Annotated in this window: 16 protein-coding genes; 10 read left to right on the top strand and 6 right to left on the bottom strand. The window is 67.3% G+C overall.

Annotation, left to right across the window (positions count from 1 at the left end; genetic code table 11):
- Positions 1-26: 26 nt before the first annotated feature.
- Entirely contained in the window at positions 27-614 is a 588-nt protein-coding gene (locus tag ABZ928_RS19815; protein ID WP_361520248.1) for a hemerythrin domain-containing protein, read from the top strand.
- A 346-nt stretch (positions 615-960) separates the two neighbouring features.
- Complete coding sequence (locus ABZ928_RS19810) at positions 961-1,887, top strand: TIGR03619 family F420-dependent LLM class oxidoreductase (RefSeq protein ID WP_361520245.1); 927 nt, start codon at positions 961-963, stop codon at positions 1,885-1,887.
- A gap of 12 nt (positions 1,888-1,899) precedes the next feature.
- On the opposite strand, the gene ABZ928_RS19805 is transcribed toward ABZ928_RS19810, so the two are convergent.
- Positions 1,900-5,280, bottom strand: a complete 3,381-nt coding sequence (locus tag ABZ928_RS19805) for a BTAD domain-containing putative transcriptional regulator (RefSeq protein WP_361520243.1) — start codon at positions 5,278-5,280, stop codon at positions 1,900-1,902.
- A 327-nt stretch (positions 5,281-5,607) separates the two neighbouring features.
- Here ABZ928_RS19805 and ABZ928_RS19800 point away from each other — a divergent pair, with 327 nt between their 5' ends.
- From ABZ928_RS19800 to ABZ928_RS19790, 3 genes are all read left to right on the top strand, one after another.
- On the top strand, positions 5,608-6,300 hold the full coding sequence (locus ABZ928_RS19800) for a hemerythrin domain-containing protein (protein ID WP_361520240.1): 693 nt from the start codon (positions 5,608-5,610) through the stop codon (positions 6,298-6,300).
- A gap of 4 nt (positions 6,301-6,304) precedes the next feature.
- Complete coding sequence (locus tag ABZ928_RS19795; protein ID WP_361520238.1) at positions 6,305-7,231, top strand: pyridoxamine 5'-phosphate oxidase family protein; 927 nt, start codon at positions 6,305-6,307, stop codon at positions 7,229-7,231.
- Positions 7,232-7,418: 187 nt separating this feature from the next.
- Positions 7,419-9,026 (top strand): BTAD domain-containing putative transcriptional regulator, encoded by a 1,608-nt coding sequence (locus tag ABZ928_RS19790; RefSeq protein WP_361520235.1) that lies wholly within the window; start codon positions 7,419-7,421, stop codon positions 9,024-9,026.
- Here the strand turns inward: ABZ928_RS19790 and ABZ928_RS19785 are convergent.
- From ABZ928_RS19785 to ABZ928_RS19775, 3 genes are all read right to left on the bottom strand, one after another.
- The gene (locus ABZ928_RS19785) at positions 9,017-9,802 is read right to left on the bottom strand and encodes an ABC transporter permease (RefSeq protein ID WP_361520232.1); all 786 of its coding nucleotides are present in this window, start codon (positions 9,800-9,802) and stop codon (positions 9,017-9,019) included. The genes ABZ928_RS19790 and ABZ928_RS19785 overlap by 10 nt on opposite strands.
- Positions 9,803-9,888: 86 nt before the next feature.
- Complete coding sequence (locus tag ABZ928_RS19780) at positions 9,889-10,863, bottom strand: ATP-binding cassette domain-containing protein (protein WP_361520229.1); 975 nt, start codon at positions 10,861-10,863, stop codon at positions 9,889-9,891.
- Between the two features lie 54 nt (positions 10,864-10,917).
- Positions 10,918-11,061 (bottom strand): hypothetical protein, encoded by a 144-nt coding sequence (locus ABZ928_RS19775; protein ID WP_361520226.1) that lies wholly within the window; start codon positions 11,059-11,061, stop codon positions 10,918-10,920.
- A gap of 202 nt (positions 11,062-11,263) precedes the next feature.
- On the opposite strand from ABZ928_RS19775, the gene ABZ928_RS19770 reads away from it, so the two are divergent.
- The 5 genes from ABZ928_RS19770 (at position 11,264) to ABZ928_RS19750 (ending at position 15,119) form a co-directional block, all read left to right on the top strand.
- Positions 11,264-11,401: a hypothetical protein gene (locus ABZ928_RS19770; RefSeq protein ID WP_361520223.1), complete on the top strand. Its 138-nt coding sequence runs from the start codon at positions 11,264-11,266 to the stop codon at positions 11,399-11,401.
- 368 nt (positions 11,402-11,769) lie between these two features.
- Positions 11,770-12,501: a hypothetical protein gene (locus ABZ928_RS19765; protein ID WP_361520221.1), complete on the top strand. Its 732-nt coding sequence runs from the start codon at positions 11,770-11,772 to the stop codon at positions 12,499-12,501.
- Positions 12,498-13,457: a DUF2332 domain-containing protein gene (locus ABZ928_RS19760; RefSeq protein WP_361520219.1), complete on the top strand. Its 960-nt coding sequence runs from the start codon at positions 12,498-12,500 to the stop codon at positions 13,455-13,457. The genes ABZ928_RS19765 and ABZ928_RS19760 overlap by 4 nt, the downstream gene beginning before the upstream one ends.
- Positions 13,458-13,598: 141 nt before the next feature.
- Positions 13,599-14,072, top strand: a complete 474-nt coding sequence (locus tag ABZ928_RS19755) for a DUF4913 domain-containing protein (RefSeq protein WP_361520216.1) — start codon at positions 13,599-13,601, stop codon at positions 14,070-14,072.
- A gap of 27 nt (positions 14,073-14,099) precedes the next feature.
- Positions 14,100-15,119, top strand: a complete 1,020-nt coding sequence (locus ABZ928_RS19750) for a hypothetical protein (protein ID WP_361520214.1) — start codon at positions 14,100-14,102, stop codon at positions 15,117-15,119.
- Positions 15,120-16,581: 1,462 nt separating this feature from the next.
- Here the strand turns inward: ABZ928_RS19750 and ABZ928_RS19745 are convergent.
- Both ABZ928_RS19745 and ABZ928_RS19740 read right to left on the bottom strand, forming a co-directional pair.
- Positions 16,582-17,448 (bottom strand): lytic transglycosylase domain-containing protein, encoded by an 867-nt coding sequence (locus tag ABZ928_RS19745; protein WP_361520211.1) that lies wholly within the window; start codon positions 17,446-17,448, stop codon positions 16,582-16,584.
- Positions 17,449-17,577: 129 nt separating this feature from the next.
- Positions 17,578-18,651: an NlpC/P60 family protein gene (locus ABZ928_RS19740; RefSeq protein WP_361520208.1), complete on the bottom strand. Its 1,074-nt coding sequence runs from the start codon at positions 18,649-18,651 to the stop codon at positions 17,578-17,580.
- Between the last annotated feature and the right edge of the window lie 92 nt (positions 18,652-18,743).

Here is an 18,743-nt window from a genome sequence, read left to right as displayed (position 1 = left end):
TGAGGTGTCTCATCCCGTACTCGATCGTGACGACCGTTCTCAAGCAGCTCACCGGCGGGTACGTGTACATCGACCGCAAGCTGCGCTTCATGGTCACGCTTGAGAACGTCGAGGCCGACAACGCGTCGACCACCAGACAAGGGAATGCGGATCGCCTCGGATACATCACCACATGGGGCGCCATAGGAACGCTGGGGTCGACGTGCGACTCGACCAGTCTGTCCTTTTGTGTGACAAGTCCTTTGCAAGGGTTTTGCAATTGGGCTCAGGACCCTGGCGGCATGACCTCCAGCAACACACACGGATCCGCCGTGCACCCATACACCCGCGAGATGGCCATGGTCCATCAGGTGTTTCGCCGTGCTTCGCGGCTGTTGGCCGAGCTCGTTCAAGGCGTGCGCCGGAACAACAGTGCTAGCGCTCTGGTTCTGGCGGAGCACTGGCGGCTCTACTCCGAGGGCCTGCACGCCCACCACACCGGTGCGGACGAGCTGCTGTGGTCGGTGCTGTTGCCTCATCTACGCCTGGCTGCCGAGCAGGCTCTGGCGATGGACGCGCAGCATCACGAGCTCAACGCGGGGATGGCGGTGGTCCAGGGGCTCATGGACCGGTGACAGCCGGAGGTCCGGCCTGAGGTCCGTGACGAGCTGGTGGAGGCGCCATGAAAGCATCACCAGCAGTTGCGCTCCCCTCTCGATGAGCAGGAGAGGGAGGTCATGCCTCTGGTCGCCCTTCAGGTGACCGAGCAGTGAGTTGCCCTTTCCCGCCCGGCTGTTGTGGAGGTTTCTGGGCAACGGCAGCATCGCTGCGATCCCGCGAGTCCGCGGAGCGTACGCGGCTGGTTGAGCGTCGTCCTGGCCCGAAGGTCCTTCCGGGCCTCAATCCCCGACCGTTCCTGCGGACTCTGGCCCGACGGACCCGAAGTTCGCCTTGTCCTCTACCGATTGAGGAATTCTCACTATGCGCATCGGATTTGCCCTGCCTCAGTTCGGCCCGTTCGCCGATCCCCACCACACCGCCACGATGTGCGCGGCCTTGGAGACGCTGGGCTGTCACAGTCTCTGGGCGGCCGACCGGCTTCTGGCCCCGATCATCCCTCCCGACGGGTACGTCGGTGGCAAACCGATGCCGCTGCGGTACGGCACCCATCTCGACCCGCTGCTCGCTCTGACCGTGGCGGCCACGGTCACCGAACAGGTCAGGCTGGGGAGCAGCACGCTCAACGCCCTGTGGCAGCCTCCACTGCTGCTCGCCCGCTCGCTGACGACGCTCGATCTGATCAGTCACGGCCGTTTGGACGTGGGGCTCGGGCTGGGCTGGATGCGTGAGGAGTACACGGCCGCCGGGGTGCCCTGGCAGGGCCGTGGCGCACGGTTGGAGGAGACCCTCGACGTTCTCGATGCCGTGTGGCAGTCCGATCCCGTCGTTCACACGGGCCCGCTGTGGAGAATTCCCGAGTCGACGATCCTGCCCAAGCCTCGGCAGCGTCCACGGCCGCCGCTGTTGCTGGGCGGCTTCACCCCACCCGCGCTGGAGCGCGTCGGCCGGCGCGCGGACGGCTGGTTGGGGGCCTCGATGCCGCTGTCGTACTTCCGCGGTCTTTGGGCCGTCGCGGCCGAGGCAGCCGAACGGGCGGGGCGTGATCCGGCCGGCTTGCGCCGGGTGTTCCGGGTCAACGCGGAGATCACTGCGTCCGCGGCCGATGCCGCGGAGGCGTTCCAGCGGGGGACCGTTCGCCAGATCTGCGACCATCTCAGGCTGATGTGCACAGCGGACGATGACGAGGTGCTCGTGGACCTCCAGCTGACGACCCATTCACCTCAGCAGTTCCTCGAACTCGCGGCGGCGTTCCTGGCCGAGCTCGTCGAACGAGTGCCTGCGGTATGAAGTGAGGGTCTGCTAAGCGGACACCTTCGACAGTTCTGCCAGGGCGGTGCGAGCCGCGTCCGCCCAGTGCACGGAGTTCCAGGCGGTGGCCACCTGCTGCGCCTCAAGGTAATGGTGGCGTGCCTGTTCGGGGTGGTCCAGGTACTGGGCGAGTTCTCCGAGGGTCTGTGCGACGGGCCTAAAGGCCATGGAGAGGTTGCTCACGCCCCCTGCCAGGGTGTGCAGGGGCAGCAGGTCCTGGTAGACCCGTGCGGCAAGCGCGCGATCGTCGAAGGCGACCGCGGCCATACCGCGCAGCTGGGTGAGGACCACATAGGCGAAGTCGCGCTGGATGGGGACACGCTGGTCCAGGACGGCACGGGCCTCTTCGAGGCGCCCTGCGGCGGACAGGGAGAGCGCGGTGAGAGCTTCGTTGACCGGCTGGTACTGCTCCCACACCGCGAGCAGCATGGGCAGCATCTCGGCGAGGCGTCCTTGCTGGACCCGGATGCAGCCCAGGCTCAGGGCAGCCAGACCGCTGAGATCGACCGCTCCTCGTGCCCGGAGTTCGTCCACCGCCACCGCCAGAGTCCGCTCCGCCTCGTCGAACCGGCCCTGCGCCATGGCGAGCATGCAATGCCGCAGCCGGGCCACCGCGAACAGGCCCTGGAGCTCGTAGGTGCGGGCGATTTCATCCGCACGGGCCAGACAACGCTCCATCTCCGCCGGATCGTTGCGGCCGGCGGCGATCCGGGCGGCGATGTAGTGACTCATCCAGGAGTACTCGGGAGTGTCCTCGGCATCGGCCACCTCGGCGAGTTCGCGGTGGAGCCGCTCGTAGGTCTCGCGGTCGAGGTCGCAGTCGATCCGGCGCAGCAGTGAGGTGAGGGTCAGTCCTCGCAACCGGGGCTCGCCCCCGGCGCGCGCCAACCGCACCGCCTCGCGTGCCACTTCCACGGCGCGCGGGTCGGAGTCGTCGAGGGCGTCGGCCAACTGGTCGAGCAGCAGGCATCGTTGCCGATCGGTGAGGTCGCGGCTCGCCAGCAGAGTGTCCAGTTCCTCGACGGCCTCAGGGTCGGACACCGTGTAAGCGCGCACCCGCCAGGGGGTCGGCTCGGTCCAGGTCGTGTAGGCGGCGATCAGCAGATCGGTACGCAAGGTGGCGGGCCCGGCCTCGACAGCCTCGGAGGCCTCGGAGGGGCCGTCGGCCGGCCTTTCCGCCCGGGCCACGCGTACGGCCTCCTGTTGGGCCTCCCGCGCCGGGACGATCGCCCCCATGCGGATCCGGCAGTCCACGAGTTGGCCCAGAGCCGTCACTCGCAGCCGGGCGGCATCCTGTTCGGCGAAGGCCTCGGGGTGGCCGGTGAGGAGGTCGAGCGCGGCGCTCAGCATGGCCTCGGCGTTCTGCGGGGCGTAGCGGCGCACTGCCTGCTCGCCCGCGAGCAGGGCATGGCGGACCGCAGCGTCGGCGTCGGCGGTGAGGACCGGAGCTGCCTGAAGGAGGTGATGGGCTGTGCCGGCGACGTCGTCGGAGCCGATGGACATCAGGGCCCTGCCCAGGCGGGAGTGCAGCCTGGCCAGCCCCAGACGGGTGAGGTCAGCGGCAAGAGCGTCGCGTACCAGGGCATGCGTGAAGCGGACCGTGCCGGGGCGGGGCTCGGTGAGCAGTCCTGCCGTGACGCCCGCTTCCAGGGCGTCAAGCAGCTGCTCGGAGTCCTTGTCCGTGGCGCGGAGAAGGAGGGTGAGCGAGCTCTCGCGCCCGGCGACGGCTGCGAGACGCAGTCCGGCCGTAACGGCGGGTGACAGGAGGGCCAGCCGGCGCTTGAGTACGTCCTGGACCCCTTGGGGGACGGCTGCCAGCGCCTGCTGCTCGCCCTGGCCGGCCAGCAGGAGCGAGCTCTCCCGGAGGTAGAAGGGGTTGCCTCCGGTGCGTTCGGCCAAGGCCGCCGCGACGTGATCGCTCATGTCGGATGCGCCGCGCCGCAGCAGTTCCTTCGCGTGGGCCTGCGACAGCCCACCGAGGGCCAGCCGTGACGGCGCGAGGACGGCCAGTCGGGCCAGTGCGCCGGTCAGGTCGCCTTCTCCGGCACGGTAGGAACCCACCAGCAGCACCGGTACGTCGCGCAACTGCTCCGCGCACAGCAGGAACAGCTCGACGCTCTCCTGGTCACCGCGGTGCAGGTCGTCCAGCACGATCGCCAGCGGGCGGCGCAGGGCCGTTTCCCGGAGCCAGCCGACGAGCGCTCTGTGCAGGCGGAAACGCTGGGCCGCGCTGCCGTCGGACTGGCCGAAATCGTCTGCGCCATCGGGAGTCAGCAGCGGCGCCAGCACTGCGGCGTACTGGCCGGGCGGTGCGTCCCGTGCAAGGCCGGGCACCATGTCGAGCCAGGCCCAGCCAGCCGGGGCGCCGTCCGTCTCCGGGCACTGCCCGAACCCCACCAGCCAGCCCTGCTGGGGCAGTTGGCTGATGCTCGTCTCCAGCAGGCTCGACTTGCCGATACCCGCCTCACCCGAGACCAGGACCACCTGGGCGTGGCCTTGCCGTGCCCGGTCCGCCGCGGCCGCCAGGGCTCCCAGCTCAGCCTCGCGGCCCAGGAGCCGGTCGGCCGCGAGCGTGGTCGGCGCTTCGGGCGCGGCCCTCGTTCCCGTCGCGCGATGCAGAACTTCCAGGCGCTGGTGCAGCAGAGCCTGCTCCAACTCCACCAGGGAGGCGCCGGGTTCGACTCCTAGTTCTTCGTCGAGCGCGCGCCGAGCCCGTCGCAGCGCGCCCAGGGCATCGCCTTGGCGTTCCTTCGCCCAGAGGGCCAGCGCCATCAGCCGCCAGGCTTCCTCGTGCAACGGCTGCTCCTGGGTGAGCGCGTCCGCGTCGGCCAGCGCCTGCTCCACGAGTCCGGCGCCAAGGCGCGCCCCGGCGAGCCGTTCTCGGGCGGTTCGGTGCATCTCCTCCAGGCGGGCGCGCTCGCCCACGGTCCACGGCTCGTCCGAGAACTCCGCGTACGGCTGCCCGCCCCACAGGTCGAGCGTTTCGGCCAGCTCCCCGACGGTTTGGGGCGGTTGGTCCCCTGCCGTGCGGTTCATCACTCGCCGCTCGAACACCCAGGCGTCCACCGCGTCCTGTTCCAGGACCAGGGCGTAGCCGTAGGGCGCGCTGATCAGCAGTCGCGCCGGGGCCCGCGGGGGCCGTTCCGGTTCCAGGGCACGGCGCAGACGCGCGACGTACGCATGCAATGTCGCCTGGGCGCTGGGCGGGATCCTTGCCGGCCACAGCCGCTCGATGATCTGGTCCGTGGGCACCACGGTTCCACGGGCGACCAGCAATTGTGCCAGGAGCATCCGGGGAAGGCGCCCACTCACGTCCACCGGGCGGCCGTCGACCTCGATCCGGAAGGATCCGAGCACTTTTATTTTGACCATGACAAGCCCAGCCTAGCCTGTGGGCGCAGCATGACCGGCTGACGGCAGAAAGTCATCACCCGAGTGGTCCGCGGCCCGCGGAGAGCCTGGCTGACGCACGATCACAGGGCGCCGGGCGTCCTTCGCTCGAGTCCCCTGGGCAGGCGGGGCGTCGACCAGGATGCGGGGACCGGCACAGGTCTGCCACAGGCGATGAACGGCAACGTCATGAAGGCGTCGATCCGCACGGCAAGCAAACAGTAAGCCGATGGCAAGCGGGCCGCCGGAGGCTGGGCGGACGTGACCCGTGTCCACCGCATCGCGCCCGAACCATTGGAGCAAGCAAGCGTGTTCGCCAGCCGCACGACCGAACAACTCCCGACCGCCGACCGGCCCTACACCCACGAGATGGTCGTGGTGCACCGGGTCTTCCGCCGCGAGTCGGCACTCCTTCCCCGCTTGGTGCGCGCCGTGACGGACGGCGACAGCGCCCGTGTCCCCGTCGTCGCCGGTCACATCCGGGCGTACGTGACAGGACTGCACCACCACCACGAGCTGGAAGACGAACTCCTCTGGCCGCTGCTGCGAGCCCGCTGCGTGCAGGACGACGCCCTCGTCACCAGGATGGAACTCCAGCACCTGCGCATCGACGGAAGCCTGACGGGCGTGACGCAGTGGCTGCCCGAGTGGGAGCGGACCACCGACAGCATCGCCGGTGAGGAACTGGCGCTGGCCCTCGACGCGCACCGCATCGCGCTCGTCGAACACCTCGACGAGGAGGAGCAGTCGGTGCTTCCGCTCGTCGCCGAGCACCTCACGGTCGCCGAATGGGACCTCCTGGGCGCCCGCGGGATGGAGTCCATCCCCAACAACCGGCGTCTCATCGCGCTCGGGGCCATCCTCGAGGACGCCACACCCGAGGAGCGGGCCTTCTTTCTGGGCCGGGCCCCGCTTCTCGGACGTCTGCTGTGGCGAAGCGTCGGCCGGCGCCAGTACGCGGCCCTGTGCCGCGCCGTGCGCGGACCGCTGGGCGGGGAGTGATGACATGACGATCCTCGAAGCGGCCCCGCTTGATGTGCTGGACGCCTACCGCACCTGTGAGTTCGTCACCCTGGGCCGGGACGGCGCTCCTCTCGTCTGGCCGACCGCGTCGCTCCGGCAGAAGGACGGCACGCTTCTGGTGACCACGTCCCTGGCCTTCGCGCAGAAGGCGCTGAACGTGCGCCGTGACGGCCGGGTCGCCCTGCTCTTCTCCGACCCCACTGGCAGCGGTCTACCCCATGCCCAGCAGATCTTCGTCGGTGGACACGCCGAGTGCGGCGACGACATCATGACGGGCACTCAGGGCGCCGAGGACTACTGGCGGATGCTCTTCGACAGGCAGCCGCACAGCCGGTCTTACGTCTCCTTTCCCATGCGCCGACTGATGAGCTGGTACTACCTGCGGCTGCTGATCACCGTGACACCTGAGCAGGTGATCGTACGGCCGCCGCTGGAGCCACCCGCGTCCCCGCCGCCGGCCGTCTCCGGTACGCCGTTGGGGCACGCCCGGCTTGCCGAGTTCCCCTCCGCCGTACTGGCCGCGCTCGACTGCGCCGGGGCTCCGCTGCTGGCGCGGACCGTCCCCAAGGCCACGGAAGACGGATACCTCGTCGACGTTCCCGCGGACTGCGCGGTGACACCCGGGCAGGCATCCCTGCTGGTCCACCGGCACGACGAACTGCTGAACAACATGACCAACACCCTGGTCCGCGGGCAACTGCGCAAGGCCGGGGAGAGCTGGGAACTGATCCCGGCAAAGGTGGTGGAGCCGATGGGCTCGGGACGCCTCAAGGACGCCGTACAGGTGTTGCGGCAGACCAGGCGCGACAGCGACCGTTACCTGGAACGCCGCGGACTGGCCCGGCCGGACGTGCGGTGGGACGAGTTCAAGGCGCTTGCCACAGCGGCGCGCAAGGGCGCGTCCGCCTGACCGGTCGCCGTAGACCCGGTGCGGGAGACCAATGGGGTTGGTCTCCCGCACCGCTGCGGCCTTCCGCCGGGCTTCGGAACCGCGCACATCGACGGCATCTGCCGCCCCTGCATTCCAAGCCGATGGCAAGTAGACCTCAAGCGCCCCCTACAGACTCGGTCGCAGCCCGAGAGAGTGGAGCATCTTCTTGACCAGTCAGTTCCGCTTTGCGGTTCTGGGGCCTGTCCGCGCCTGGAAGGACAGCACCGAGATCAACCTCGGTTCTCCTCAGCAACAGACCGTTTTGGCCGCCCTGATCCTCGCGGAAGGCACCTACGTGCCCGCCTCTTCACTGGTCAACGCCGTATGGGGCGACCCTTGTCCGCCTTCGGCCATCGGCACAATACGCACCTACGTCTACCGCCTGCGCAAGTCACTCGAACCCGCCGTGCCCTCAGCCCGTTCCGTGATCCGCTCCAGGGGGGACGCTTACTGCCTCGCCACGAGCCCGGACACATGCGACCTGCAGGCGTTCAAGGCCATGGCGGCACGAGCGGAGGTCGCCAGGAGAGCGGACCGCACCAAGGATGTTGCCTTGGAGCTGACTGATGCTCTCGCTCTGTGGCACGGTGACGCGCTCGCCGGCTTGAAGAGCGAATGGGCAGCGAACAGTCAGCACTTCCTGCATGAACTCCGCCTGACGGCCGAGACGGACAGGATGGCCGCAGAGCTCAGCCTCGGTGCCGGGGCAGAGGTCGCGAACGAGCTGGCGCGGCTGGTGTCCCGGTATCCGCTCGACGAACGGGTACGTGCTCTGCAGATGCGGGCCCTCTACCAGTCGGGGAGGCAGGCTGCCGCGCTCGCGACCTACAAGAACGTGCAAGATCAGCTCGCGCGAGAACTGGGCATCAGGCCAGGGCCGAGACTGCAGTCCCTGCATCAGCAGATCCTCAGGGCGGATCCCGAGCTGCTGCCCGGCGTCAGCACCTCACCCAGGCCTGCGCCCGGTGTACGAACGGCGCCGTCGCCGGCGCGCTCTTCGCCGGCCGTTGCCGTTCATGTTCTGCCCGAAGGGCTTGCGGCCGCGTCTGACCACTTCACCGGACGGAAGGTTCACCTGCGCAGAGTCGAGGCGTTCCTCACCTGCTCCGGCGCGCAGCGGAAGGGCCCCGGCATCCTGGCCGTCTCCGGCATTGCGGGTATCGGCAAGACGGCTTTCGCCCTGTACATCGCCCGCCGTGTCGCCGACCGCTACCCTGACGGACGAATCGTTGTCGACCTGCGCGGATCCGATCAAGAGCGACTGCCGCTCAGCGCTGACCAGGCGCAGCGAAGCGTTCTCAGAGCTCTCGGTACGGCACCGGAGTTGCTCCAGGACCCGGATGCCGTCGCCCCGCTTTTCCAGCAGGCTCTGGCCGACAGGCGCATGCTGCTGGTGCTGGACAATGCCCGCACCGCAAGCCAGGTCAGCCCTCTCTTACCCCACGCAGGCGGGACTCTGGTGGTCATAACGAGCCGTGACCACCTGGGCGGGCTGACGGGCGATCACACACTGTCCGTCCCACTGGAGCCGTTCACCGCCGCGGAAAGCCACGCCTATCTCATACGGCGCCTCGGGAACCAGCGCCTCACCGCCGAACCCGAAGCAGCCCAGAAGATCATTGACCGGTGCCGTGGGCTTCCCCTGGCGTTGGCAGCCGCCGTCACCCGCGTGGAAACGCTGTCCGCCTATCCACTGGCAGCGGCAGCCCAGAGATTGCGTACTGATGGGCCAGGCCCCGACATCTGTGATATCTCACCCGATCGTCACATGTGACGCTGGGCTCCCCAGCTCAGCTTCCGGAAGGACGCGACAGCCCAGGCCATCGCGCCCACCGCCAGACCCACCGCGCACACCGCCCCCGCCCAAGAGGAGGCCGCCGAGAAATCGCCCCGGAAATAAGCACGCGTCGCATCCATGACATAGGCAACCGGGTTCAGGCGCGACGCCTCATAAAGCCACCGCGGCGCCAGCCCCACCGTGATCGGCAGGAACGAGCCTGACAGCAACAGCAATGGCATCAGGAGCGCGTTGATCACGGTCGGGAGTGTGTTCTCGTCAGGGACACGCAACGCGACAGCATACGACGTCGATGCCAGCGCCACCGCCAGGAGTGCCACCAGCAGCAAGCTGGCGGCGAGACCAGTCGGCGGCACTCTCAGATCGAACGCAGCGACGCAGATCAATACGATCAAGCAGGACTGGATCAACGTCGTCATCGTCACTGTCAGCACCTTGCCCAGAAGGAGCGAGACCGGGTGCATGGGCGTGACGAGAAAGCGCTCCAGTACGCCGCCGCGTTGCTCGGTCAGCAGACCGATACCGACAGTGGAGGCGCCGACCAACACCATCTGGATCATCAGCGCGGGAGCAAAGATCGTCCAGCTGTCACCCGGCGGGAACCCCGGCGTGTGGCGCACGAACTGCGTCAGCAGGGGGCCGAAGAAGAAGAGAAACAGTACTGGTTGAGCGATCTCCATCAGGGCCCAGGAGGGATAGCGGAGCCGATGGGAGATCTCTCGACCAGCCACCAGCAGAACATGCGTCAGCATTGTCGGTCGTTCCTTCATACCGTGTGCGGCATTGTCATCGCGGACGCGGAATGCGGCACAAGCCCGTGATCTTCCGCGCAGGGAGGTCAGTTCACGGCGGCGTCGCCCAACGTGCGGCCGGTGAGAGCGGCAAAGACATCGTCCAGCGTCGCATGGCCGACACGAAGGGAATCAAGGGGTACAGCAGCCTCGTGAAGGGCGTACATCAAGTGCGGAAGAATTCGCTCGGCGTGGTCCGTCCGCACTTCCAACAGCTCACCTTCAATGGCTACTTCGGACACACCGGGCATCCGTGCGAGCAACTCTCGCGCAGCGTCGCGGTCCACGGCAGGAACACCCATCACTATCCGGTGCTCGGAGAGGCGGGATTTGAGAACGGCCGGACTGTCGTCCGCGACCACGACGCCGTCATCGACGATAAGCAGCCGGCCGGCCAGGGCATCGGCCTCCTCAAGGTAATGAGTGGTCAGCAGAACCGTCGTACCCGACTGCTGGTGCATGATCCTGATGTGATCCCACAGCGCGGCCCGACTACGTGGGTCGAGGCCGGTCGTCGGTTCGTCCAGAATGAGAATGTCGGGCCGGTGCACCAATCCCAGCGCGATGTCGACCCGGCGGCGCTGCCCTCCGGAGAGGGTGCCGCACTGCTTCTCCGCAGCATCGCCGAGTGCGAAGTCGTCCAGAAGTTGAGCGACTCGGACCCTGCTGTCGAACCGGGTCAGACCGTGCAGCCTGGCCTGGAGTGTCAGTTCCTCTCGCACTGTGCTGCGTGGATCGGTACCACCCTGCTGACTCACATAGCCAAGGTGACGGCGCACCGCCCTGGGCTCGTTCACCAGATCAAAGCCAAGAACTGTGGCCGCCCCTGCCGTAGGGCGCAGGAGAGTGGCCAGCATACGCAAGAGGGTGGTTTTTCCAGCGCCGTTCGGACCGAGGAAACCGACCATCTCACCGAGACCTATGTCCAGGTTGACGCCCCGTACTGCAGCGATCACATCGCTCCGCCGCCCGCGTGCCCGGAAACTCATGGTGATTTCCCGTGTGTGTATGGCTTTTGTCATCGCTTCGATTGCCCAGAGCCCCCTCGGCGGAGGGGGCTCTGGAATGCCCTTCTCTTAGCAGCCGGAACCCACGTTGCCGGGCTTGCCCTGTGCGCGCACCACGACAGCATCGAACTCGTCCTGCTCGGAGCCGGCGACGTCGACCCAGTCCCCGGTCAGAAGGATCTCGGTGTTCTCGAGTACCTCACCGTGCTGCATAAAAGTCCTCTTTCCTCTAGTTCCTCACGGCTGCAGTCATGCAGGCCTGTGAACACACTCAACGCCGGTGATGGACATCCGATGACTTGGCAATAGCTCGGGCGTCAGTGAGGCGGACAGTTGCGTGTCCATCACCCGCCCATTCGTTGTCCACCCCACCCCACGACGATCACATTTCCCCTACCAACCGAAGGAGCGCAGCATGAGCACGACAGCAACCTTGGATGCCGTGGAGAATCTCGTCGACGGTACCTGGGAGGAAACACTGCAGTCGGATGGCGCGCGCCCCTACGAGGTCGTCCTCGAGGGCAACAATGGGAATGCCTCCCACTCCTGCTGACAGCACGCCACATGGGCGGGCCAATGCGGCGACCGTATTTCACCCGCCCGTTAGCCACCCCGAGGAGTCAGGACGCCGACGTGCCCGTTCCCGTGCCCGTTCCCGTCAGGGACATAACCTCCACCTACCAACACCTGCTGGAGACGCAGGAGACCGCGCTGACCACGCTGGGCCGGTACGCAGCGGCTCTGTGCGCCGACAGCCCGTCCCTCGCAGACGCCGTCAGTCGACTTGTCACGCTCCATGCTCCGGTCACCAATCCGGCCAGAGCACTGCCGCTTGCTGTCTCTGCTGCGCTGACCGGAGATCCAGTTCCCGCCATCCCGGTGTCCTCCATGTCCATCGCTTGGTGGGCAGGAGCTGAGACCTTGGACGATCTGGTCGATGGGCAGTTCGACCCGGAGCAGACCCAGCTGAGTGCCGCCCAGGCAAGCATCGCGGCAACCACCTGCCTCACCGTTCTGCCTCGCATGCTCATCGACCAGGCCGAACTCCACTCGAGGGTGAGAACACTTTGGATCAACGAACTGACCCAAGGTGATCTGCGCTGCGCCGAGGGGCAACTGACAGACGTCGCCCAAGCCTCCACCCCACGGTGGCGAGACGTCGTTCAAAGCTACGCCGGCAAGACAGGGGCGCCCTATGGCAGAGACGCGGTGCTGGCTGCTTCCCTGGCAGGCGTCCAAGGCGAGGGGCTTCGTGGCTGGCGATCCTTCGGCCTGCTCTTCGGGGTACTGCGTCAATGCGCCAACGACCGCGGGGCGCGGGATCCTGAGCACGACACAGATCTGGCCAACGCCACCATGACACTCCTGCTCGCCTACGCGCTGGAGTACCTCCCGACGGAGGACGCCGACCGTCTGAAGGCGATGCACGCACGTTGCCGTGCCGAGCCCACAGCGCGTAGGGCCGTATGGAAGACCATGCGGGACGCTGACATCGTCGAGGGCTACAACGCGCGCCTCTCGGTCATCGGACGGCGGCTGAACGAACTCCTGGAGACGTTGGCCCCGCCTTCCCCTCATCGCGACGTCATTCATTGGCTGATCGAGACCTCGGTCGAATCCGGCCGCGTACCGTTGTTGGAGAACCCCAAGTGACCATCCCAGCCGCAGAACTGCGCAACCTGGACTTGTTTGCTGCCGGACTGGCCGAAGCAGCACCCATCGCCGCCCACTTCACAGCCTGTCTCAGCAACGACTTCAAGCACGACGGGCCCGTGGCTCGCAGCGTCGCGAGTCAGTTCACTGTCACCGAGGATCTGTTCGGCATCCGACTACTCGCCGGCGTGCACTGGCTCGTCCTCAAGGGGCAGACACCCGAGCTCTCCGCTCACCTGCGGGACCACCTGACCGGGGCAACCGACAGCAGCTACCTGCATCGCGCGTGGGAACTCGTCGTCCAGGCGGTACAGGAGCATCCCACCGAGATACGGACGGCACTGTCACGCCCGGTCCAGCAACACCAGCCGCGGCGTGCCGAAGCATTGTTGACCGGCCTGACAATGCTGGGCGCCCCACGAGTACGACTGCTGGAGATCGGGGCCGCAGCAGGTATCAATCTGATGGTGGACCGATTCGGGTGGTATGGCCACGGCTGGGAGTGGGGCGACCCCGACTCACCGATGCGGCTCACCAGCCGCGGACGCCCGCCCGGTGACCTGCAGATCGTCGCGCGGGCCGGTTGCGATCTCGTTCCTCGCGACCCCGGAAACCCCCATGACGCTCTGATCCTTCAGTCCTTCCTCCCCCACGAACGGGAGATCGACCGGCTGGAACTCAAAGAGGCTCTGGAGGTGGCCGCCGACTCGCCGCTCAGAGTGGACGAGGCCGACGCCGTCGACTGGCTGGAGGAACAGCTGGCCGGCCCATCCGATCCGTACGTTCACACCGTTGTCTGGCACAGCCTCTTCTGGCTCTACCTGCCGCCCTGGAAGCAGCGACGCATCGAAGAACTCCTGGCCGACGCCGCGCGGAGAATGCCGATCTCGCGCATCTGCCTCGAACCCCGAGGTTGGACGTCGATGCCCACACTGCAGCTGACCGTCTATTCCTGACCCAGCCGTCAGGGAGCCAGGACCGATACCAGTCGACGGGACATTTTCTCGGTCGTTGAACCGACCGTAGCGCCCTGCCGTTGTATGGCGCACAGGACAGCCTGAGCCGCTGCCATCCATCACGACGGAGGGGGGCACAGCATGGAACCCGCGCGGGAAATCGATACGGAGACGGCTCAAGTACCCGGCGAGAACGAACCTGTTGAGGCACCGAGGTTCATTCTCTACCTGGAGGGTCCGGCGTACGTCGGCGCACTGCGTCTGCTGACGCTGTGGACCCACCATGTCCTGTTGCCCGTCTATGGCCGAGAAGCCACGTCCGCAGCTCCCTGGTGCCCGACCTGGTGGGAGCACCCCGAGGCAGTCGCCCGACTGCACGCACTGTGGATGGCCTGGGGAGCGCTGACAGGCCCCGGCTCGGACATGGCGGGACCCGCTGTCTGGCATCGCGACCATTTGTCACCGGTGATGGAAGCACTACGAGACCCACAGGGGCCTTTCGCCGGCTGCAAGGAAGGAAAGCACCGGCCCAAGAGTCAGCCGTCGGTCGAAACGCTGGACCCTTTCGCACCCGACATCACGATCGCGGCCGAAACGCAAACACCCGAGATCTAGCAACCTCATCAGGAGGGAATTCACACCATGCCTGGACAAAGTCGCCAACGGCGCGAGAACGACGAGTACTCCAGCGACGAATCTCATGAAAGCGGCAACAGCAGCGCCTCCTACGAGAGCGTGGACCTGGTCGAGCAAGCCCGCAGTCAGCCCAGCCTGCAGCGATCGTCGCGCCCGGTACCGGATAACGCGCCGGACCTGCCCGCTGGAGCCCACGGCGTGTACCTCCAGCAAAACCGCGGTTTCTATGCGATCCACGCACATCCCAACGCCGGACACGAGGTCCATAAGTACAACCACGGCACGGGCCGATGGGTCAAGGAAAACTGGGACCTTCTCATCAAGGCCCTAGGTGAGTTCATGCCGATCGTGATGCAGGGGGCGAGTACCCTCGCCAACGAAAGCCCAGCCGCGAGGGCCACTCAGATCGCCGGAGCCGCCTTCCAAGTGGGCTACACAGTCCTAGACGGATTCGCGGCTGTCCAAGAGTATCGAGCTGGAGCCCCCATCAACAGCGCCAACACCGCTTTGACAGCCGGTCGAGTGGCGTCGGCGGCTGCGAGCGTCGCTGCTGCCGCCGTAGAGCAAGGAACGCCGACAGCAAGGGGCCTCAGCCTCACAGGAACCGCCTTCAGCGCCTTTGTCGTCGGAACCAACTTGGGCATGCAGGCTTACGACCGCACGGCGAGGGCGAACCCCACCCATCAGCAGGGCATGTACGCCGCGGGCTTCAACGCGGAGCTCGGCACCGCCTATGAGCCCGTATCGGGGAGCCTGCCTTCCGTGTACGACACCGAGTCCAACTCCGCCTCCGCCCCGTCGTCTCATTCCTATTCCTACCCGCCGCACACTCTTGCGGCGGGCCTCTATCCGCAGCAGCAGATGGGCTACGCCATGCCGAATGCCACGCATATCGGCATGCCGGCGGCCGCCTACAGTCCTCGGCAGACCCAGCCCACAAGCGCGCAGCCGGTCGCTTCCACGTCCACGCACGCGCACGGCCGCAACACGGCAACAAGCCGAAAGGGCAAGGGTCCCACCCGCTGACGGCCGGCCGATCCATCTGACGTGTAGCTCTTGACGACTGCGCCAACCGGAAGCAGTCGTCAAGAGCTACACCCATGCCAGGCCGGTTTGTGCGGCACTGCGGATCAGGTGGTATCGCTTGGCCCATTCCACTGTGTGGTGCCACCGGGCAGGCATCTCTGCTGGTCTACCGGCATGAGGAACTACTGAACAACATGACCAGTACGCGGTGGCTGCCCCGGAGTTACCGGGCTCTTCCTCCGCTTGGCCTGTCGTTGCGCGCCACCATCCTCTGCCTGGCCTGTTGCTGCTCGGAACCGGCGAGGCTGTCGGCCCTCGGCGGCCCGGCCCGCAGAGCGGTCCGCTCTTGATGCCGTGTGCTCGGCGCAGGGCCCACGCCGACACCGGGCGGCAAGAGAAACGAGGTCTGAGAGATCGGGTTCACGCCGAGGAGGCTGGAGTTGGCGGCATGGCCCTGGGAGCGAATGGTGTTGCCCCTGTCGAAGGCCCCGGCCGTGGGCGCCCCCTGGTCGGCGGGTGCCGGCTGCAGCGGGGCCTGCCCGGCTGCCGCGAGGGACTGTGGCATGGGCGGACCCGCGAAGGGCCCCTGCCTGGGATGGGTGTGTCCTACGGGCAGGGCGGCGGCGGCCGCCACGGTCGGCGGTTGTGTCGGCACCGGCGGAGACCACACACGCTGGGCTTTAAGGTATTCCGCATAGGCGCGAGCATCCGTTGCGATGATCCGGCCCACCACGTCATCACGCGAACCAGCCTGGTTCCGCGGTGCCACCGACGTTCGGTCGGATCGCGTGGTCGTCCCCTGGGAACGTGGACCTCGCGGCTGGACCCGCGCCACAGGCTCCCCGCCACGGGCCCGCCGATCGCCGGGCCATCCCTCGGGGGACCCGGCACGCGGTGCGGGCCTCTGAGCTTGGGCTGCCACCCGCACAGGGAGATTGGCTGCGTAATGGCTCAGCCCCTCGAAGTGGGGCCAAAAGACCTGCCTTCTCACCAGGTTGGCCCGGTCCTCCGGGGTGAGCGCGTACAACGTCAGGTTCAGCCGAAGCGTGCCTTGTTCCGCATCCGTGCCCCTGGGCACAAGGGCGCCCTGATTGATCAGGTCGACGATTCCGTCGTAGGAACTGCGCTCGTCGAGCAGCCGGGCTCTGGCCAGGAGCGCATCACCGGTTACGCCTATGGCGCTGGTATCAGGCTTCCCGTCAGGCTGCCGTGGAGCGTCCATCAGCAGGATCTGCAGGGCCGCGACCAGAGCTTCTCCTGGCAGCCAGTCGCTCGTATTGTCCGGCGGGTTGACCATCGGCATCCTCTCGTGGTCCGCACACTCGCCTCTCGATTGCGGAGCCGGTGCGGTGTTCGGAGCACCAGGGCGACGAACAGCGCATGCTGACCGCGCCTCTCCAGGCTCATTTCTCGACACAACGCGGGACGGCGTCGACCGGTTCACCCCCGCGGTGCAACAGGGTCAGGTGTCCCTGAGGCCGGGCCCGTCGGGCATGGTGCGTGGCGGTGGGCCGATGCCCTCCATGGAGGCGAACCAGGTCCGCACGCCTATGACATAGCTCTGCGCCTCCTCGGTGGCGGGGACGCCGTGTTCCTTGCGTATGTTGTCCATGCTCACGTCGTAGGCCGCGAGGGTCAGGTCGAGGACGCTTCCGGTGACCTCGCCCGCGTCGATCAGGCTCTGCGCCTGTGCGGCGAGTTCGCACAGGTAGGCCCCCTGAGCCTTGATGGACTGCTTGGCGTCGAGAGGATCTCCGTCTTTGTGAAGACGCTCGAAGACGTCGGTTGGTACCTGGGAGACGCCCTTGGCACCGTTGGGTCCCACGAAGTCGGCGTCGAAGCCCGTCTCGTACTGGATCTGCGCAGCGATGGTGACGGGACCGATCACGTCGCAGACCGATCCGGCGTCCTGGATGGCTTCGTAGAGGTCCGCGGGAACGGTGCAGGGCTGCGAGGGGCTGCTGGAGCTGGGCGGTGTGATCTCCAGTGTGCCGAGGCCGTCGCCGAGCGCGATCTGCTGTGTTCGTGTCGCGAGTTGGTCCGCCGGCGTGTGCTGAGCGGCTTCGAGGTCCTCGCAGATGCGTTCCACCGGGGTCAGATCGGTGTTGATCCCACCGCCGAAGTCATGCGGCAGCAGCCCCTTGAACAACATGATCAGAATCACCAGTGGCATAAGGAGAACTCCGAAGCCCCCCATGACAAAGATCGACGCGACGGCGAAGACACCTCCGACCGGAATCGCCAGACAGCCGCAGCCTCCGGCGGCGACCGCGGCCTGGACGGCCACGTTCGAGCTCTCGCTCTCCTGGCCGCCACCTGCCTCCGTCACGGTGTGCTCCCCTCCCCCGCCTCCAGGGCGGTACGCCGTCCGGCGCCACGGCGCTGGTGCTGCCGGTGGTGCTGGTGTTCGTGTGCTGCCGTCGTCGAAGCGGCGCGGTGAATCGTCACGATGTGCGGGTCACTTCTCCGCCGCCGGCGCCTGCGGATCGGGGCGTACGACGGCCAGGATCTGCATCGACGCGGCGGGCGCCACAGTGATCGTCCGTCCTGGCCGTGGCGCGTGGATGATGCGTCCCGCGCCGACGTACAGGGCGACATGGCTGGCGTCGTCGAAGTAGATGATCAGGTCCCCGGGCCGCATGTCCTCGATGGCGACGCGCTTGAGCTGTTTCCACTGTTCCTGCGAGGTGCGGGGGATGGTCACGCCGGCTGCAAGCCAGGCCTGGGAGGTCAGGCCGGAGCAGTCGAAGGAGTCCGGTCCCTCGGCACCCCACACATACGGTTTGCCGAGCTGATCCGTGGCATAGGCGACGGCCTTCTTGCCGCCCGCGCTCGCCTTCGTGCCCACTCCGTCGAGGACACCTGTCTTCAACCATGCGGCCTGTGCCTTCGCGGCATCCTGTTTCTCCAGGTCGGCCAGGCGTTTGAGTTCGTCGGCCGCGAGCCGGGCTTCGAGTTTGCGGGCCGCGGCGATCTGCTGGGTGACCTTGTCCCGAGCAGTGTCGCGGGTCTGCTGGATCTCCCGGAGGCCGTCGAGTTCCTCGGCCGCCTGCTCAGCCTTCGTCTTCAGCCGGCTCTCGGTCTCGATCAGTGCCACCAGCTGCCGGTCGGTGCCGAGTTGGGCCTGCTGGGCCAGACCTGCGGCGTCGAGGGCGTACTCGGGATCAGAGCTCAGGGCGAACTGCACTTCGGCGGGCATGCCGCCGCCGCGGTACTGGGCGCGTGCGGCCGCCCCGACCAGGGCACGCAGCCGTACGAGCCTGGCATCGGCCCGTGCCACCTGGGCGCCGAGCACGTCCAGCTTCTTCTCCTGGGCCGCGACGTCCTCACCTGCCTTGTTGTACTCCTCGGTGGCGACTTCGGCATCGTGGTAGAGCGACTCCAGCTCGGCACGGACCTCCGCGAGGGTCTGCGGCTGGTCGGGGCCGGGCGCTGCCAGGGCGCACGGCTGCGTCGTACCTGCCAGAAGGCAGAGCAGACCGCCCAGCACCATGATTCGCGGCCTGTGCCTCGTCATCGGTTTGCGTGTCATACGGGGAAGGGCTCCTGGTCCGGTGCAAAGAGCGCGCTCTGCCGCGGGCTGCACAACACCGCACACAACGGCCAGGCCGACGGCCCGGTTCA

Origin of the sequence: Streptomyces sp. NPDC046909, from assembly GCF_040644695.1 — a bacterium.
Taxonomy (GTDB): domain Bacteria; phylum Actinomycetota; class Actinomycetes; order Streptomycetales; family Streptomycetaceae; genus Streptomyces.
This window is presented reverse-complemented; position numbering and strand designations above follow the sequence as displayed.

Excerpts from the sequence above, each read along its gene's own strand:
- ABZ928_RS19775 (WP_361520226.1), bottom strand. The coding sequence starts at position 11,061 with ATGCAGCACGGTGAGGTACTCGAGAACACCGAGATCCTTCTGACCGGG.
- ABZ928_RS19810 (WP_361520245.1), top strand. The coding sequence starts at position 961 with ATGCGCATCGGATTTGCCCTGCCTCAGTTCGGCCCGTTCGCCGATCCC.
- ABZ928_RS19750 (WP_361520214.1), top strand. The coding sequence starts at position 14,100 with ATGCCTGGACAAAGTCGCCAACGGCGCGAGAACGACGAGTACTCCAGC.
- ABZ928_RS19740 (WP_361520208.1), bottom strand. The coding sequence starts at position 18,651 with ATGACACGCAAACCGATGACGAGGCACAGGCCGCGAATCATGGTGCTG.
- ABZ928_RS19770 (WP_361520223.1), top strand. The coding sequence starts at position 11,264 with ATGAGCACGACAGCAACCTTGGATGCCGTGGAGAATCTCGTCGACGGT.
- ABZ928_RS19780 (WP_361520229.1), bottom strand. The coding sequence starts at position 10,863 with ATGACAAAAGCCATACACACACGGGAAATCACCATGAGTTTCCGGGCA.
- ABZ928_RS19755 (WP_361520216.1), top strand. The coding sequence starts at position 13,599 with ATGGAACCCGCGCGGGAAATCGATACGGAGACGGCTCAAGTACCCGGC.
- ABZ928_RS19785 (WP_361520232.1), bottom strand. The coding sequence starts at position 9,802 with ATGCTGACGCATGTTCTGCTGGTGGCTGGTCGAGAGATCTCCCATCGG.
- ABZ928_RS19805 (WP_361520243.1), bottom strand. The coding sequence starts at position 5,280 with ATGGTCAAAATAAAAGTGCTCGGATCCTTCCGGATCGAGGTCGACGGC.
- ABZ928_RS19795 (WP_361520238.1), top strand. The coding sequence starts at position 6,305 with ATGACGATCCTCGAAGCGGCCCCGCTTGATGTGCTGGACGCCTACCGC.